This window comes from Veillonella montpellierensis DSM 17217 (assembly GCF_000426745.1).
Lineage (GTDB): Bacteria > Bacillota > Negativicutes > Veillonellales > Veillonellaceae > Veillonella > Veillonella montpellierensis.
Map to the genome: position 1 here is coordinate 139,580 of NZ_AUFY01000001.1, position 17,271 is coordinate 156,850.

Here is a 17,271-nt window from a genome sequence, read left to right on the forward strand (position 1 = left end):
AAGAGAACTACTTTATAGCACTTCATCTAATTATAATACTAATTAGATATCCGTAACTTCTAACTTTCCCTTCTCGCAATACCATTGTCTTTCGCCTACTAACTGAGCCTCTTCTTTATCATGAGTTACCCATAAACAAGGAATTTCCCATTCCTTAATGGTATTTACTAAATCTTGACGAACTCGATCTCTCAAATTCCAATCAAGCGCTGATAAAGGTTCATCTAATAGGAGAATCACAGGTTTTGCATATAATGCACGACCTAACGCAACACGTTGTTGTTCTCCACCTGACAAGCACCCTGCTTTTGTATCTTTATAACTAGTAAGATGCAAAGACTCAAAAATTTTCTTTAATAGTATCCTATCTCCTCGTTGACTATAGGTAATATTACGAAGCACTGATAAGTGAGGAAATACAATATTTCCTTGTGGCATATATCCTACATATCGTTTTTGTGACGGGAGCCAAATTTTATGATCTCTATCGAACCATGCTATGGTGTCCGAATAAATAAAGCCCTCATTAGGCTTTACAAGTCCAGCAATACTTTTAATAATAGTGGATTTACCGCTACCTGACTGTCCTGTCAACACAGTAATTCCTGAGGCTAGTGTGCCTTTCCCTTCTACGGTCATAGATGGACGTTTTACAGTAATATCGAATGTAATCATACCTACTAACTCCTATTACTCATGAGCACTAAACAGTTTGCCTTTTGTTACAATATGGATTCCCCATAGTAATGATAATGTTAAGATACAAATATATCCAACAATGGTAAAGGCATCTGTATAATTTCCTTCTTCGACTAATGAATAGATAGCTAGTGGCATAGTACGTGTTATCCCCGGCATATTACCAGCAATTAAAATAGTTGCGCCAAACTCACCCATGGCACGGCAAAAGGAAAGGATGATACCCGTTAATAGACCTTTCCATGCTAATGGTATGGAAATCGTAAAAAATATGCGTAACTCCGATGCTCCAAGTGTACGAGCTACGTCTTCCATATCATGATCAACCGACTCAATAGAAGCACGTACTGTCTGATAAAACAATGGAAATGCAATAACAGTAGATGCTAAAATAGCTCCTACTACAGAAAAAACAATCCCCATCCCATGTGTATCTAGCCAACGACCTAAGCTATTACCTGGTGAAAAAATCATTAATAATATAAATCCTACAACAACTGGTGGTAACACTAACGGCAATGTTACTATAGCATCAATAATCCCCCGTACTTGACGCGGACATTGTTTCATAAAAAAACATAATGCTAATCCTGTTACTATAATAATACTAACAGCTATAGAAGCTACATAAATTGATAACCAAAATGGACTCATAATGCATTCCTACCTACTTAATCCTATCTATTATTGAGGCATAGTAAATCCGTATTTTTCTAAAATAGCTTTACCCTTAGGACCAGTCGCATAATCGTAAAAATCCTTGGCAAAATCTGTTGTATTCTTAGTAATTAAGGCAATCGGATACACTACCGCATCATGACTATCTGCAGGTGTTTCGGCCGCAATAGTAACAGTGTCTTTTGCCGCCAATGCATCTGTTTTATAAATGAACCCCCCATCAACAGCACCTTGAGATACATAAGCAGTTACTGCTTTTACATCTTTAGCAAATACAATTTTATCTTGCATAGTATCCCATAGATTCATGTGATCCAAGACTTGTTTACCATATCTACCAGCAGGTACAGTAGCTACTTCCCCCAAAGCGAAACGATTCATAGTAGGAATATCTTGCAGAGAACTAGCTTTGCTGGATTTAGGAACGACTAATACTAACTCGTTAAGTACAAATGGTTTAACATCACTAACCAATTGTTTTTCTTCCAACATTTTCATATTTTTTTCGTCTGCGGAAATGAATATACTAGCCGGTGCACCTTGTTCAATTTGTTGTCGTAATGTACCAGAACCGGCAAAGTTAATGACAATTTGATTGTCAGATAAGTTCTTTTCTTTTTTATATTCATCAGCAATTTCTGTCAAAGCACCTTTTAAACTAGCAGCTCCGGAAATTGTCAATGTTTGATTAGCAAATGTTTGATTCTTACTATCCCCCATTGTAGGATTAGTATTGCCACAACCAACTAACAATCCACACACAAACAATCCTACTATGATTCCTACAATACGCTTCTTCATAGTACTACTCCTTTTCTATAACTAACACATTCGTCAATACTATACTTCCTTTTTTACTACTATGAGCGCTAACTATGATTATCCTTTATACTGATATCTTTTCTACCATACTATCTTTATATAATTAGATAATACACGCGCTCTTAGTAGTTCAAATTTTCATCTATATTTTATTATATGTATAGAAACTGTGCAATCTGTGAACTTTATCACTTTTTTGCTATCTTATTACACCTTATATGTGTATAATAAGTATATAACTATTTAGAAATTTAGGTGATCCAATGAACTTATTAACTCATATTTTTATTAACACAATGATTCCTATTTTTATGTTATTAGGAACAGGTGTTCTATTAGACAAAAAATTTAAACTCGATTTATATACATTAAGTAAATTAAATTTTTATATATTCTTGCCTACTTTTATCTTTCGTTCCCTTTATGAAGCAAAGTTCACATGGAGTAATTTGGAAATTGTCCTATGTGCAATTACAGTGGTAATTGCCAATTTTATCATCGCTAGTATTGCTGGTAAAATAGCACATTATGATACACAAAAACTAGGTACACTGCGCAATGTAACCATGTTCAATAATTGTGGCAATATGGGTATTGCCTTAGCTGTATTTGTATTTTCTAATGTTCCTTATATTGTAGACGGACAAACACCCTATTTAGATATAGCCCTCTTGTCAGTTGTATCCATCATGGTCATCCAAGCCATTTCTAGCAATACCTTTGGATTTTATCAGGCAGGTATAGGTAAATTAACTCCTCTAGATGCCTTGCGCGTCGTATTTCACATGCCACTAGTATATGTCGTACCGGCAGCACTATTACTAAAACTAGCCCCCTTTGACTTACACGGTTTCTTTTTCTATGCACCAATCAGTCTTTTTGCTAAAGCTTTCGTTGGCGTAGCTATGATTGCCTTAGGTGTTCAAATTAATCGAACTCCTATGAATTTTTTTAAACGCGATGTAATTCTAGCTGCTTTTTTACGGCTGATCATAGGGCCTATCCTAGCCCTATTAGTGACATTATCTTTTATCCATTTCTATGGTCCTTTAAACCCTATTTCAGCACAAGCTATTGTTATTACCTATAGTGTACCAACTTCTATTAATATGGCTCTCGTTGCCGTAGAAATGAAAAATAATCCTGAATATGCTACGCAATGTGTCATGGCTAGCACCATACTATCAGCACTTACTATGCCTCTATTTATTATGCTAGCCTACTATGCATTTCCTCTATAAGAACGATCAATAAAACAACCAAGTAGATATGTAAATACTGTGCCGTACAAATCAATCTTATGTGCCCACATACCAATCTCTTTCTTATTGATTATACAACAATTCAAATACCTATATATTAAATGGATTGTATATACAACACTTTTTGCACACCCATAGCCGACAAATTATGACGTTATTTCTCAACTACACCTAAATCTTTTAAAAACACATAAAAAGCTGTGACATTTACAGTATCAATAATCTGTAAATATCACAGCTTTTTTTATATTTTATGGTTCTATTCACAACTATAAAGTATCACTGCTAGTTAATACCTATAGTAATGACATATCTTCAAAAGCTTTATAACGTATAATTACTATTTATTTATGCCCCACATGTTCAAGACCTTGGTTTACCAAAGTAACTACATGATCATCATTTAAAGAATACCATGCCGTTTTACCATCTTTTCTGAAGGTCACTAATCGAGCTTGTCGTAACACGCGAAGCTGATGTGAAATCGCTGATTGCCCCATATTCATATGTTCTGCAATATCAGATACGCACATTTCATGTTGTAACAATAAATGAACAATGCGTAATCGTGTAGGATCTCCTAAAATTTTAAATAATTCTGCTAGTAATTGTAATGACTCTTGGTCATATTGAAATTCCATTATACACTCCTTATACATCCACTATATTATGAAACGTCTTTTATCTCTTACTTATCATTATACCATAAAATATGAGAATGAAAGTATTCCCTCGCTAATTAGAAAGAATCATTTTTTACTTTCTCTGCTAACTATAAAATGTTTTATAGTATCACATTATGTATTCTCTATGCTAATGTTTACTTTCATCTTCTAGTATACAATACCATATATCATACTAAATAATAATTCATTCTACGACAGAAGGTATACAATATCATAGATTATACTCGATAAAATCATTCTTCCCTAGCAGGACCATTTTCAGTATCTGTTACATTCGTAAATGCCTTATTGTTTTCTAGATACTCCAAGACTGCATCGGTAGGTATTACTAACTTTTTACTTTGTTCTGCCAAACTATCTGGATTGGCATTCTCTATGGCTACACCTTTATCATAAATACCAGTAACAACGCCATATCCATCACTGATTTTTATCGTAGCTAGCAAAACTCCCTTATAGGAATGATAAAATTGAGGATTCACTTTTGATAAGTCTAGTTGCACTCTATGAAATGGAATTTCAAATTCTACTATCTCTTGATTGATTCGTGTTATGCGCGCTCGAATATATACATCAGTGTTAGGTTTCTCATAAGAAGCTTCTTTAGCAGCTACTAATCCATTCTGTTTAACATCTAATGTGACATATACACTATCTCCTATTTTAGGCGTGGCATTACTCTTCCATTTTGCAATATTTCCCAAAAAATGAACATCTAAATAATCTGTAGGAATCCATTCAACCGACTTACAGAGCATAACAGGCCATTGATATTCTGCACCGCCTTGTAAAATATGAGTATATCGTTGTTGTACATAAACTTGACTAATGAGTGTAGACAAAATGATCATGCCAAAAACAATGATTTTTTTATAAGATATCATTCATTACTCCTCCCCTCATTTTCAGAAGAAGCATTATCTACCACAGACATAGTATCACTATGCCGCTCCCTTCGCCTACCTCTACTTTGTTTTATATGTTTTCTCCATACATAGACTCCATTAATAAGTAAAATAAATAGTCCTATGATTAAAAAGGCTAACCCTCTTTCAATGAATGAGAAACTAGGATCAAAAAATCTTGCCCCCACAATACCAAAAATAGCAATAATAGATCCATTAATATAGCCAATATGTTTCTCAATCGTTCCATGCACAAACATAAAAATGGCCAATACCATAACATATACATTTAAAAGTAATGATATAGTAAGAGGAGAAAAATCTTGATTTGATAGTATATATAGTAAGCCTATAAGCCAAGGTAAGCAACCGATAAAAATTGGTATGCGTAGTTTTGCTTTTATTAATTGCCACAAACATACGCCTACTGCGATTGCTAAAAATATATAGGCTACTATTTCTGATGCCGATATAACTATCTGATTAGCTTCTAACCAAGTAGATAGTAACGTTCCTTTGACGATAGTATATAATAGTCCTAGCAATCCTACTGTCCTAAATGGCAATGTCCAAATTCCTTTTGTTTGAATACATAATCCCAAACTATAGGTAATCATAGATAAAGCAGCTATCACATATACATCTAACTGTATTTTATATACTTCAACAGTTGTAAAGAATGCTGAAAAAATGGCAATAATATATAACCATGACACACACACTAAAGATGTATATCTATGATGATGTGTAACGGATTTAATATAAAATGGACTAGCCGCTAACAATAAAATCCATAGCATATAAGATTCACTATACTGACTAATACTAGATGGTGCAAAACAACATAAAATAATGCCTAATAAATAAACTATCATGCCTAAATCCGATTGCAGTAAATAGATGGCAGGTAAAGATATAACCATACTAATCAATAGATAAAAAGCATATGATTCCCCTAAATAGTATGTATCGGCTACTAACAATAAACCAGTGGTAAATATACCCATATATAGTAATGTACATACGTCAGCCATCATAGAAGCCGGCGTTGTTTTCCATATTCCTGCACCTAACACAGTAAGTGCAATTACCATTAGGACAATAATCCAATCAAATCTTCCATTAGGAGAAAAACTATACCAATAACCAGCAAATAGCAAAAAAATTCCAGCCATAATAAGAAGAATAGATAATGCTATAACTAATAGTCGCCCCCAAGAAGGTGATGTATTCGCTATATGAGGTCGATAATAGGCTTCTAATTCTTTAGCATTCTCATCTGTCATCCATCCTTTAGCTTTCCACAGAGGAAGTTCATCCGCAAGCCAACGCACTATTTTTTTATTCATACCGTCCCCCTTATGATAAAAAAAGGCTTTGCCATCAGACAAAGCCTTTTTTATAAATTCTTTATTTTACAATAAGTACTGGGCAAGAAGAATGGCTAGTAACATAACTACTTACACTACCCATAAATAACCCTTTCAATGGGCCAAGGCCACGACTCCCCATAACAATTAAATCAGCATCATATTTTTTAGCAATTGCTAGTAAGGCAGGTCCAGGAGATCCTACTTCAAACACGCTCTTTACATTTACATCTTGCGGTACTGCTTTTAATACATCCGCTAAAATTTCTTTACCTGTTTCTTCCATATCTTCAGCGATTTGCTCAGATACATAACCACCACTAATAGAAGTTTGGTCAAAGTTAGAAATTGCAGAAACTATATTCGCCACATGCACAACAATTAATTGAGCTTTATTGCGACTAGCTACTGCTAAAGCATGTTCTAATGCACGTTTAGAGTTATCAGAACCATCAGTTGGTACGAGAATAGTTTTATATTCAACCATATTAATCCCTCCTATACGGGCATACTTATGAGTATGTCAACGCTTCATATCTTCTTTATACTGTTATTATAGCACATTTATATAAATCCAGTAATACAAGTTTAATATATTTATACAATTTATGCATATCAAGTATGAATACATGTTTATGTATATTTAATATATATATCTTTACTAAATCTAAAATAATATCACATTTTAATTATAACATAGATTCCAAAAATGATTTTGTTCGTTCATTAGTAGGATGTACAAATATACTTTCTGGATCCCCTTCTTCTTGAATGAATCCATCGGCCATAAAAATAACACGATCAGATACTTCTCTAGCAAATGCCATTTCATGCGTAACAATAATCATAGTCATATGTTCTTCTGCTAATTGTTTAATCGTTCGCAAAACTTCCCCTGTCAATTCTGGATCTAAAGCAGAAGTAGGTTCATCAAATAACATGATACTAGGATTCATTGCCAATGCCCGTGCAATTGCTACACGTTGTTTCTGTCCCCCAGATAATTTTGATGGATATACATCTCGTTTATCCCATAATCCAACACGTTTTAATAATCGTTCAGCAATAGGTAGTACATCAACTCTTTCCATTTTTTTTACCATCACTGGAGCAATCATAATATTATCAAGTACTGTCATATGAGGAAATAAGTTAAACGACTGAAACACCATGCCCATACGTGAACAAAATTGATGTGCTGCTGTATCAGATACATATTCAGCTATACCAGAACTATTATTTTTAACTAAGTACTCATCTTCTATAAAAATATTTCCCTTATCAATTGTTTCTAAGTGGCACAAACATCTAAGAAATGTAGATTTACCAGAACCAGAAGGGCCTATAATTGATACTACTTCTCCTTTTTCCATATGCAAAGATACATCGTTTAAGACCATATTTTTACCAAAACTTTTTTCTATATGTTCCATATTTATAAAACTCATAGATAACTCCTTTACGATTTCTTCATTACATGACTCTATGATTTCATCTCATCTGCGTATCAATCACATAGGTCTTAAAGAAAGATCAGTAATAATATCCATCACCTCTAGTGATATATAAATTATTATTAAATGGCCCATCACCTACATAGTGATACGTTTATCCTACGCATTAGATGAAATGAATATACTAATCCTCGTAGACAGCATATAATCGTTCTAAATAATCAAATATTTTGGTTAATACATAGGTCATTAATAAATAAAAGACACCAGCTACTACGAAGGCGGTTAAATCAAAATCACGTTGTACAATCCCTCTCGTAATACGCAATACGTCATTCATTGCTAAAATATAAACAAGAGAAGTATCTTTTAATAAGTTAATGGTTTCATTCGCCAACGGTGGTAATACACGTTTTACCATTTGTGGCAAAATAATTTTGATCATAGTTTGTTTATAAGTAAATCCAAGTACACGTGCCCCTTCATATTGGCCTTTGGAAATAGATTGAATACCTGAGCGGAAAATTTCACATAAATAAGCAGAATAATTAAGTACAAAGGCAACCACAGCTACTGTTGTATCATCAAAGATAAATAATGATGTGGAATTAGGAAATAAAAATTTCATAATAGCTGGTAATCCATAATACATAACTAAGATTTGTAGCATGAGTGGTGTGCCCCTCATTAAATAGACAAACCATCCCACTAATTGTGAGGCCCACCTAACCTTAGAAATTCGTACTAAAGCTAATAAAATACCTCCTGGTATGGATAATATAGCAACAATAAAAAATAAAGAAATAGTTACTTTTAATCCTTCTGCTATATTAGGAATAATCGTCAATAAGTAATCCATCATAGGCCTCTCTTCAAAATATCAAGAGAAGGTACCTATGTACCTTCTCTTGTACTATTTTATATCTACACACTGTATCTAGTATCAACTATACTCATGTATGGTAAAATCTACTATTTTACCACCATTTCTGTTGTACCAAACCACTTTTCTGCTAATTTATCAACAGTACCATCTTTTTTCATGTCTGCAAGAATACTATTAATTTTATTCCGCAATGCTTCATCGTTTTTACGAAGTCCTACTCCAATTAAGTCTTTATCAAAGATAGTGTCTACCATTCTAAAAGAGCCTGGTTTTTGTTTCATAATATAAGCTGCATTAATTTCATCAACAATCAATGCATCTACTCGACCTAATTCTAAATCAGAAAAAGCGTTTGTGAAATCTGGATATGTTTTCATTTCTTTAATAGTTTTTTTATTTTCTTCCTTTTCATACATAAAATCGCCTGTACTTGCTTGTTGTGTACCTAACACCTTGCCATTTAAGTCAGCTTTTGATTGAATCGGTGAATCATTACGAACAACAATCATTTGACTATCGGTTAAATAAGGATCCGAAAAGGAAATTTTATCTGCCCGGTTTTCCATAATGGTTAAACCATTCCACAAAATATCAATATGTCCACTTTTTAATTCAGCTTCTTTACTATCCCAATCAATTGGTTTAAATTCAACTTCCATACCAGCTCGTTTAGCAAATTCTTTTGCCATATCAATATCAAATCCAACAATTTCATTCGTATTAGGATCACGAAAACCCATTGGAGCAAATGCGTCATCTAAGCCAACCACAATTTTTTTAGGTAATTCTTTTTGTCCTGATTGTGTACTACCACAACCACTAACGCATATAAGTAATGATATAAAAGCCATGCCAACTGCTACTATTTTTTTGATACCCATAGTAAATCCCCCTCTACAAAATGTACCATATAATTATGTTATGATGTTATTATACTTTAGTTTGCTAAATTTGTAAAGGAATAAATTATTATTATTTTTTATTATGTTATGATATCAGTTAATAGAGTGACAAACTGAATTCTAATATTCATACTGCCCCTTACTAAGGTTCACTTTTATATGTGTCTACTACAGATAATAATTCGTTCTTGTCTTTAGTGGACACAAATACTAAATCAACAGAAATTGTCATAATAGCCCCTGTAGATGTAGTCATCTGTAACTCTTTCCAGTCTGCTGTAAAACCAATGATATTCTTATAAGCCACATAGTAATAAAAGTCTATAGGATTAATAATTCTATCAATATACTCTTGTGTGCTCATAGGTCTACGTTGTATTACAATGCCTTCTGTTCCTATATAGAGCAACGGTTCTCCCATACGTGATAATTTCCAGATAATGATAGCCACTATGCCATAGTATATCATTTTTAGTCCTATAAAGCCTGTATGTCCACTGAGCCACACCATTAACACACTAATGCCAATATAGATAATATACCATAACCATCGTATCACATAATATTCAGATACAGCTTTTTTCACCTTACCAATAGGAAAGTGAGTTTGTACATACTCTTGACTCATAATGACCTCTGTTTACAAGGAACTACTTTCTTCAATGATAAAACTAATCTCTAGCATAATCATATCACAACTATAAAATAATTCACTAGTCTATCGGACAGTGCCTAATAAGAAAGTATATATTACACAGTAACACACATTCGCAATAACGATTAATTTACTAACAATAGCATACAGCAGTCAGGGAATTTTATCTACTTCACGATATGAGTCCATGTATACATAATAACCTTCGTAATATACCTATCTATATAGACGACACAATCATATATCCTACATTTACTACATAAATTCTTATAGTACATTGCTATATTTCGTGCTATAGAAATTATACCTTATACAAGGAATCGTTTACTCAAACATTTCCTTGCATAAGGTATACATATTGCTAGGTATAAAATTTTCCTATCCATAAGTATATCAATGTAAAGGAAGTACATATAAACTTCTAGATATACTCTATATAGTCTCTTAATTACGACATAACCCCATAGCTTGTTCTACTTTTCGATACATAGCACTTGCTTTTTTATGTGCTTTTTCAGCACCTTCATTGAGAATAGCATCTAATTGATCTCTATCTTCAATCAATTCATAATACCGTTGTTGAATTGGTTCAAGGGCAGAAATCACTAATTCTGCAACATCTTTTTTGAAATCACCATAGCCTTTGCCTTCATATAATGCTTCAATATGTTCATAACTATCATTAGTAATAGCTCGATAAATGCCCATTAAATTAGAAATACCTGGTTTATTATCTTTATCATAATATACACGATTATCAGAATCAGTTTGTGCTCGTTTTAACTTTTTCAAAATTACATCTGGTGCATCTAATAGACGAATCGTCGCATTTTGATTATCATCAGATTTACTCATCTTCTTAGTTGGTTCTTGCAAACTCATAACACGTGCTCCACCTTCTACCAGTTGAATCGAAGGTATAACAAATGTTTCACCATATATACGGTTAAAGCGTTGTGCTAAATCACGAGTCAACTCCATATGTTGCCGTTGATCTTCACCTACAGGCACTAATTCTGTGCCATATAATAAAATATCCGCTGCCATCAATGGTGGATATGTCAAAAGTCCTGCTGGAATAGAGTCCCCTCGTTTTTGTGATTTATCTTTATACTGTGTCATCCGTTCCAATTCGCCTACATAACTAATTGTTGTCATAACCCAACCTAATTTAACATGTTCCGGCACTTCTGATTGCACAAATAGTATACTTTTTTCTGGGTCAAGACCTGCTGCTAAATACAACGCTGCTAAACTACGCGTTCTTTGAAATAATTCCTTTGGATCTTGTGGCACTGTAATAGCATGTTGATTAACAATACAGTAATATGCTTCATTATGATCCTGTAAATTAACAAAATTTCTTAATGCACCTAAATAATTACCTAATGTTAATTCTCCACTAGGTTGAATGCCAGAAAAAATAACAGCCATTCCTATGCCTCCTATAAATGAATAAATAGAAGTGGTTAGCAATGTAACCACCTCTATCATAAATATATAAAATAATATATTCCTATATATCAACGATTAGCTATATGGTAAATACATATTGATTATTATACACCTTACGTTAAAAGTAAGAAACGCCGATTAATACGAAATGGATACTATGGACATCCTATAGAAATATCTATTCTACAGTAACCGACTTAGCTAAATTACGTGGCTTATCTACATCAGTACCACGAGTAATAGCCGCATAATATGATAATAATTGTAATGGTATAACCGTCAAAATAGGAAGTGTAAAGCGATCTGCTGCTGGTACATAAATAGTGTGGTCTACAAATTTAGCAAGTTCTACGTCTCCTTGTATACCTACACCAATAACAATAGCATCACGAGCCTTTACTTCTTTGATGTTACTCAACATTTTATCTCGTACATCATCTTGCGTTGCCAATCCAATAACAGGAACACCTTCTTCAATCAATGCTAATGTTCCATGTTTTAACTCACCACCAGCATATGCTTCTGCGTGAATATAAGAAATTTCTTTTAATTTTAAAGCCCCTTCCATAGCTACTGCGTAATCCATAGAGCGACCTAAGAAAAATGCATCTTCTTTAAATCCATAATGCCGAGCAAATTCTTTAATCTCATCTACATTTTCAAAAATTTTATGACATAACTCTGGTAGTCTATGTAAATCTGTCAAAATAGTTTCTGCTAATGCAGGGGATAATTTTCCATTAAGTTGCCCCAAATAGATAGCCAACAATAATAATGCGGCTAGTTGTGTCGTATATGCCTTTGTAGAAGCCACTGCAATTTCTGGGCCAGCCCATGTATGAATCGTTTGATCTGCTTCACGAGCAATTGAGGACCCCACCACATTCGTAACTGCTAAAGAACGTGCACCTAATCGTTTTGCTTCTTTTAATGCTGCCAAGGTATCAGATGTTTCTCCTGATTGGCTAACTACAATGGCTAATGTTTTATTATTCGTTAACGGGTTGCGATATCTATATTCTGAAGCAATATCTACTTCCACTGGAATACGCGCCAATTGCTCAATATAATATTTAGCCATTAATCCTGCATGATAAGCTGTACCACAGGCAGTAATGAGGATTTTATCGATAGATGCCACATCGGCTGCATCCCAATTAAGTTCTTCAAAAATAACTTGTTTATTATCTTTTGAGATACGACCTGTCAAAGTGTCTCGAATAGCCTTTGGTTGCTCATGAATTTCTTTTAACATGAAATGCTCATAACCGCCTTTTTCAGCCGCTTCTGCATTCCAATTAACATGAAATACTTTTTTATTGATTGGATTCCCATCACGATCCGATACAGACACAGAATCCTTCGTAATAACCGCAAACTCTCCGTCATTTAAAATATATGTATCACGCGTATATTTAATAATAGCAGGAATATCAGAGGCAACAAAGTTTTCTCCGTCACCTAATCCAATGACTAAAGGATTTTCTTTTTTCGTAGCAATAATTGTATCTGGATAGTCCGCACAAATGATTGCTAGTGCATAGGCACCTTCTACTTGTTGTAGCATGCGTCGAACTGTACTTTCAAAGTTACCATCATATAAATCAGATAACAAATGAGCTACTACTTCTGTATCTGTTTCAGACGTAAATTTATATCCTTTGGCAATCAATTTTTCCTTAATAGGCATATAATTTTCAATAATACCATTATGCACAACAGCAAATTTACCATCTGCCGAAGCATGTGGGTGAGAATTCATATCCGATGGTCGTCCATGCGTCGCCCAACGGGTATGACCAATGCCCAATGTTCCTTCATTAGGTTCTCTCTCTACCATCGCCTCTAAATTAGCTAACCGTCCTACTTTTTTTTGAATTTTAATAATGTGATTCGGCCCTAGTACAGCAATACCCGCTGAATCATAACCTCTATATTCTAGTTTCGACATGCCTTCAATCAAAAAATCTGTTGCTTGTCGATGTCCAATATATCCAACAATACCACACATAATATTTCCTCCATCTATTAGAAATCCCATATATGCATATGAGAAATATTCAGTTTTCAGTTACAAGTCCTTTGTTCTATTATTCCTAATAGTTTTTACTACTTGTATAACGATGTGAAATCACCGAGAAAGCATCCGCTGATTATTCGACAACTTTCTACCTCGTCGGCCCCTACGTCTGTCTACGCGTGGCACTTGCGCTATTCGTATATACGAATTAAAAACTCCTTTCTTAGTGATACGACAGTCTCTCGTATGTATCCTATATATCAGTACGTGTACATACTATTAAATATTATATATGATATAAGCTAGCTTTGTAAAGAATTGGCTAATGCCCCATAAAAGCCTAGTAAAAACACTGAATAAATGCATTTTTTCTATTGACAATATATATATATATAATTGATGTAAAATTATGCGTTATTATGCGTCCATTTTATGTAGAGGAGTGTTACTATGAGTGCAAAATTGAAACGAATTGTAAACTATACTATTTTTGGTCTCTCTCCATCGTATTATTTTAGAAATTTCCTATTTGGTTTAATCCCCGTCTATATGAATATTTTCTTCATGTTCAGTTACAATGCAAAATTTGATAGTACAACGTTACTATTCATATTATTGGCCGCTTGTTTTCCATACACCAGATTGGTATATGATGAAATCACTAATTTCTTAATACGTGATACATGGTTCATCAATGGTTTTCTATACTTATTTTTCTACGTAATTAGAAATATGGTTTTACTAGCGATTACACCTTTTGTTACCCCTTTTTCACTACTATATTTATATTTCTATCACGCACGTCAAGAAAAGAAATTAAATGCCTACTATGACACAATGGATCAGGATTTTTAAGTATATACTTAGAATATGATTGTATACATAAACTCTATCATATTCCCCTGTTAACATAGACTATTTTAACAGTAACTAAAAAACTACTTTATATGTTATGAAAGTTTCTAAAATTCTTACACCTATGGCCCACATACACAGTAATTACAAAATCAATGATTAGAACATCTACAAATAATCTACTATATTCATAACAATGATATAGTATGATTTACATCGTATCATTAGAAAGAGCGTATTTTCTATATTCTAAGAATCTAGAAAATACGCTCTTTTATTACAATTATTCTTCCTCTGGAAGAATAGCATTATGATACACATCTTGTACATCATCTAAATCATCTAACGCATCAAGCATTTTTTGCATTTTTACTGCATCGTCTCCAGATAATTCAATATAATTATCTGGCATCATAGTAATTTTAGCCACTTCAGTTTCAATGTTTGCCTCTGCTAATGCTGCTTCTACAGCATCAAATTCTTCTGGAGTAGTATAAATCTCAAAAGCATCATCTTCTACTTTCAAATCTTCTGCTCCAGCATCTAGAGCTAATAAAGTTAATTCATCTTCATCATGCCCCTCTTTAGATACCACAAAAATCCCTTTCGAAGTAAACATCCATGCTACACAACCAGATTCACCCATATTACCGCCTTGCTTAGTGAATGCATGGCGTACATCTGCCGCCGCACGGTTTTTATTATCTGTCATAGCTTCTACACGAACAGCCACACCGCCTGGTCCATATCCTTCATAGGTAATTTCAACATAATTACTTGTATCAGAAGCACCAGCCCCTTTTTGGATTGCTCGTTGAATATTATCTTTCGTAATATTATTTTCACGAGCTTTTTGTAAAGCTAATTTCAATCGCATATTGCCAGTAGGGTCACTGCCTCCCATGCGAACAGCTACTGTAATTTCACGGCTAATCTTAGTTGTCACTTTTGCTTTCAATGCATCCGTTTTTCCTTTTTTATGTTTAATATTAGCCCATTTTGAATGTCCAGACATATTATACCTCCTAGTGTTTTTTCCACCAAAGTTCACCGCGTAAACGGTCTAAAATAATTGAAACAGCACTGCGTACAGACAAATGGTTATAGGCACCATGTCCATAAATTGGCTCTAAAATATAATCAAATTTTTTCATAGTTTCTTGCGTCATACCATAACCAGTACCAAATAATACTAACACAGGACGTGTTCCTGTTTCAAGTTTTTTACGCATTGAAGCATAGGTTATTGTATTTTCATAGGTTCTGGCATCTGTTGTTACCACGATTGGCATTTCATTTTCTTTTTCTTTAATCCGCTCCAACGCCATTCGAATCGAATTAACTACCTCTACTCCAGAAAAAGCTTCTTTTCGATCTGGATTATATACACTACCAAAACCAGTTTTCCAATGTTCCATTATTGATGTCACCATATCACGTTGTGCTGGTATGGTGTGAATCACAAAATAATTAGATACATCATAAGTAATAGCTGCTCTTGCAATATCATGAATATCATAATTAGTAATTGCCGTAGTAATGATTTCACCATGCTTATTCATAATAGGGTAATGTACTAAACCAATGTATAAATTAGCCATTCATATCCTCCTGAATTATATCGTATACCATAAGAATTTTGAGAAATATAGAAAAGTTTCACGCCTATATGCCACCTCTACCGTATAAGAACAATTACCTCTATACATAGAATCGATGGATATATCACAACTATACAGTAGAATCAACTATTTCTTTTCCCGTAATCGTTTAACTATCTTATATTCCTCGTTAGATAATTCCCGTTCTAATAAATCAGGTCGTAATTGTATGGTTCGCTTAATCGCTTCTTCTAAGCGCCATGTAGCAATATTGGCATGATGTCCACTGCGCAATACGTCTGGGACGGTCCAGCCTCTGTATTCAGGTGGCTTTGTATATTGTGGACATTCTAATATAGGTCTATAAAAAGAATCTTCCGCACTTCCCGTTGGTGCTCCTAACACCCCAGGAATCATACGAGCCACTGCATCAGCTACAACCATCGCGGGCAATTCGCCTCCAGTAACAACAAAATCACCAATAGAAATCGTTTCATCCACTAAATGCTCTTCTACTCGATAATCGATTCCTTCATAATGACCACACACTAATACAAGTTGATCATATGTAGCCAACTCTTTCGCTTTATCTTGCGTAAATCTTTCTCCCGCAGGGCCTAAAAAAACAATTCTTCGATGAGTCGCCTTATGCGTAATAACATGTTCCACTGCTTCAAAAATAGGTGGGGCCATCATAAGCATCCCCGATCCTCCACCATAAGGTGTATCATCAACTTGTTGGTGCTTATTATGAGAAAAGTTACGAGGGTTTGTAACAGCCATATCTAATAATCCAGAGGAAATCGCTCTTTTTATAATCGAATGAGAAAAAAAAGCATCAAAAAACTCTGGAAATAAAGAAATAAAGTCGATTCTCATAGGTTGTACCTTTCCATACTACATAGTTTTATAATAGTAAGCGTATGTCTTGCATAGTATAAAACATATTCCATTTTCTTGCATAGAAACAATACTATCTCATATACATGAATAACACTCTCCTCTAAGCAGTACACTGATA

17 protein-coding genes are annotated in these 17,271 nt (G+C 33.9%); 1 reads left to right on the forward strand and 16 read right to left on the reverse strand.

The window, feature by feature from the left end; genetic code table 11:
• Positions 1–42: 42 nt before the first annotated feature.
• From K357_RS0100670 to modA, 3 genes are read right to left on the reverse strand one after another with little or no spacing between them, the layout of a single operon-like run.
• Positions 43–675 (reverse strand): ATP-binding cassette domain-containing protein, encoded by a 633-nt coding sequence (locus tag K357_RS0100670; protein WP_028256985.1) that lies wholly within the window; start codon positions 673–675, stop codon positions 43–45.
• A gap of 15 nt (positions 676–690) precedes the next feature.
• Positions 691–1,353, reverse strand: coding sequence for a molybdate ABC transporter permease subunit (gene modB, locus K357_RS0100675; RefSeq protein ID WP_028256986.1), 663 nt, complete (start codon positions 1,351–1,353; stop codon positions 691–693).
• Between the two features lie 30 nt (positions 1,354–1,383).
• Positions 1,384–2,178: a molybdate ABC transporter substrate-binding protein gene (modA, locus tag K357_RS0100680; RefSeq protein WP_028256987.1), complete on the reverse strand. Its 795-nt coding sequence runs from the start codon at positions 2,176–2,178 to the stop codon at positions 1,384–1,386.
• A gap of 284 nt (positions 2,179–2,462) precedes the next feature.
• Between modA and K357_RS0100685 the strand changes: the two genes are divergently transcribed.
• A complete protein-coding gene (locus K357_RS0100685; protein ID WP_028256988.1) occupies positions 2,463–3,440 on the forward strand; it encodes an AEC family transporter in 978 nt (325 codons plus the stop codon).
• Between the two features lie 365 nt (positions 3,441–3,805).
• Here K357_RS0100685 and K357_RS0100690 read toward each other — a convergent pair whose 3' ends face one another.
• The 13 genes from K357_RS0100690 to trmD form a co-directional block, all read right to left on the reverse strand.
• The gene (locus tag K357_RS0100690) at positions 3,806–4,102 is read right to left on the reverse strand and encodes an ArsR/SmtB family transcription factor (protein ID WP_028256989.1); all 297 of its coding nucleotides are present in this window, start codon (positions 4,100–4,102) and stop codon (positions 3,806–3,808) included.
• Positions 4,103–4,380: 278 nt separating this feature from the next.
• Entirely contained in the window at positions 4,381–5,031 is a 651-nt protein-coding gene (locus K357_RS08465; protein ID WP_051211930.1) for a hypothetical protein, read from the reverse strand.
• On the reverse strand, positions 5,028–6,401 hold the full coding sequence (locus K357_RS0100700; protein ID WP_028256990.1) for a DUF2157 domain-containing protein: 1,374 nt from the start codon (positions 6,399–6,401) through the stop codon (positions 5,028–5,030). Before K357_RS0100700 ends, K357_RS08465 begins: the two co-directional genes overlap by 4 nt.
• Positions 6,402–6,462: 61 nt before the next feature.
• The gene (locus tag K357_RS0100705) at positions 6,463–6,909 is read right to left on the reverse strand and encodes a universal stress protein (RefSeq protein ID WP_028256991.1); all 447 of its coding nucleotides are present in this window, start codon (positions 6,907–6,909) and stop codon (positions 6,463–6,465) included.
• A gap of 202 nt (positions 6,910–7,111) precedes the next feature.
• On the reverse strand, positions 7,112–7,870 hold the full coding sequence (locus K357_RS0100710; protein WP_028256992.1) for an amino acid ABC transporter ATP-binding protein: 759 nt from the start codon (positions 7,868–7,870) through the stop codon (positions 7,112–7,114).
• 190 nt (positions 7,871–8,060) lie between these two features.
• On the reverse strand, positions 8,061–8,738 hold the full coding sequence (locus tag K357_RS0100715) for an amino acid ABC transporter permease (RefSeq protein ID WP_028256993.1): 678 nt from the start codon (positions 8,736–8,738) through the stop codon (positions 8,061–8,063).
• Between the two features lie 110 nt (positions 8,739–8,848).
• Positions 8,849–9,643: an amino acid ABC transporter substrate-binding protein gene (locus tag K357_RS0100720; protein ID WP_028256994.1), complete on the reverse strand. Its 795-nt coding sequence runs from the start codon at positions 9,641–9,643 to the stop codon at positions 8,849–8,851.
• Positions 9,644–9,806: 163 nt separating this feature from the next.
• The gene (locus K357_RS0100725; RefSeq protein ID WP_028256995.1) at positions 9,807–10,292 is read right to left on the reverse strand and encodes a hypothetical protein; all 486 of its coding nucleotides are present in this window, start codon (positions 10,290–10,292) and stop codon (positions 9,807–9,809) included.
• Positions 10,293–10,763: 471 nt separating this feature from the next.
• Entirely contained in the window at positions 10,764–11,753 is a 990-nt protein-coding gene (gene trpS, locus K357_RS0100730) for a tryptophan--tRNA ligase (protein WP_028256996.1), read from the reverse strand.
• 199 nt (positions 11,754–11,952) lie between these two features.
• Positions 11,953–13,785, reverse strand: a complete 1,833-nt coding sequence (gene glmS / locus K357_RS0100735) for a glutamine--fructose-6-phosphate transaminase (isomerizing) (RefSeq protein ID WP_028256997.1) — start codon at positions 13,783–13,785, stop codon at positions 11,953–11,955.
• A gap of 1,147 nt (positions 13,786–14,932) precedes the next feature.
• Entirely contained in the window at positions 14,933–15,664 is a 732-nt protein-coding gene (locus tag K357_RS0100745) for a YebC/PmpR family DNA-binding transcriptional regulator (RefSeq protein ID WP_028256999.1), read from the reverse strand.
• A gap of 10 nt (positions 15,665–15,674) precedes the next feature.
• The gene (locus K357_RS0100750) at positions 15,675–16,250 is read right to left on the reverse strand and encodes an RNA methyltransferase (RefSeq protein ID WP_028257000.1); all 576 of its coding nucleotides are present in this window, start codon (positions 16,248–16,250) and stop codon (positions 15,675–15,677) included.
• A gap of 147 nt (positions 16,251–16,397) precedes the next feature.
• Positions 16,398–17,129, reverse strand: a complete 732-nt coding sequence (gene trmD, locus K357_RS0100755; RefSeq protein ID WP_028257001.1) for a tRNA (guanosine(37)-N1)-methyltransferase TrmD — start codon at positions 17,127–17,129, stop codon at positions 16,398–16,400.
• Positions 17,130–17,271 lie beyond the last annotated feature (142 nt).

What these genes read in the sequence shown, in the direction of transcription:
- K357_RS0100670 (WP_028256985.1), bottom strand. Translation starts at nt 675, where the DNA reads ATGATTACATTCGATATTACTGTAAAACGTCCATCTATGACCGTAGAA.
- modB (WP_028256986.1), bottom strand. Translation starts at nt 1,353, where the DNA reads ATGAGTCCATTTTGGTTATCAATTTATGTAGCTTCTATAGCTGTTAGT.
- modA (WP_028256987.1), bottom strand. Translation starts at nt 2,178, where the DNA reads ATGAAGAAGCGTATTGTAGGAATCATAGTAGGATTGTTTGTGTGTGGA.
- K357_RS0100685 (WP_028256988.1), top strand. Translation starts at nt 2,463, where the DNA reads ATGAACTTATTAACTCATATTTTTATTAACACAATGATTCCTATTTTT.
- K357_RS0100690 (WP_028256989.1), bottom strand. Translation starts at nt 4,102, where the DNA reads ATGGAATTTCAATATGACCAAGAGTCATTACAATTACTAGCAGAATTA.
- K357_RS08465 (WP_051211930.1), bottom strand. Translation starts at nt 5,031, where the DNA reads ATGATATCTTATAAAAAAATCATTGTTTTTGGCATGATCATTTTGTCT.
- K357_RS0100700 (WP_028256990.1), bottom strand. Translation starts at nt 6,401, where the DNA reads ATGAATAAAAAAATAGTGCGTTGGCTTGCGGATGAACTTCCTCTGTGG.
- K357_RS0100705 (WP_028256991.1), bottom strand. Translation starts at nt 6,909, where the DNA reads ATGGTTGAATATAAAACTATTCTCGTACCAACTGATGGTTCTGATAAC.
- K357_RS0100710 (WP_028256992.1), bottom strand. Translation starts at nt 7,870, where the DNA reads ATGAGTTTTATAAATATGGAACATATAGAAAAAAGTTTTGGTAAAAAT.
- K357_RS0100715 (WP_028256993.1), bottom strand. Translation starts at nt 8,738, where the DNA reads ATGATGGATTACTTATTGACGATTATTCCTAATATAGCAGAAGGATTA.
- K357_RS0100720 (WP_028256994.1), bottom strand. Translation starts at nt 9,643, where the DNA reads ATGGGTATCAAAAAAATAGTAGCAGTTGGCATGGCTTTTATATCATTA.
- K357_RS0100725 (WP_028256995.1), bottom strand. Translation starts at nt 10,292, where the DNA reads ATGAGTCAAGAGTATGTACAAACTCACTTTCCTATTGGTAAGGTGAAA.
- trpS (WP_028256996.1), bottom strand. Translation starts at nt 11,753, where the DNA reads ATGGCTGTTATTTTTTCTGGCATTCAACCTAGTGGAGAATTAACATTA.
- glmS (WP_028256997.1), bottom strand. Translation starts at nt 13,785, where the DNA reads ATGTGTGGTATTGTTGGATATATTGGACATCGACAAGCAACAGATTTT.
- K357_RS0100745 (WP_028256999.1), bottom strand. Translation starts at nt 15,664, where the DNA reads ATGTCTGGACATTCAAAATGGGCTAATATTAAACATAAAAAAGGAAAA.
- K357_RS0100750 (WP_028257000.1), bottom strand. Translation starts at nt 16,250, where the DNA reads ATGGCTAATTTATACATTGGTTTAGTACATTACCCTATTATGAATAAG.
- trmD (WP_028257001.1), bottom strand. Translation starts at nt 17,129, where the DNA reads ATGAGAATCGACTTTATTTCTTTATTTCCAGAGTTTTTTGATGCTTTT.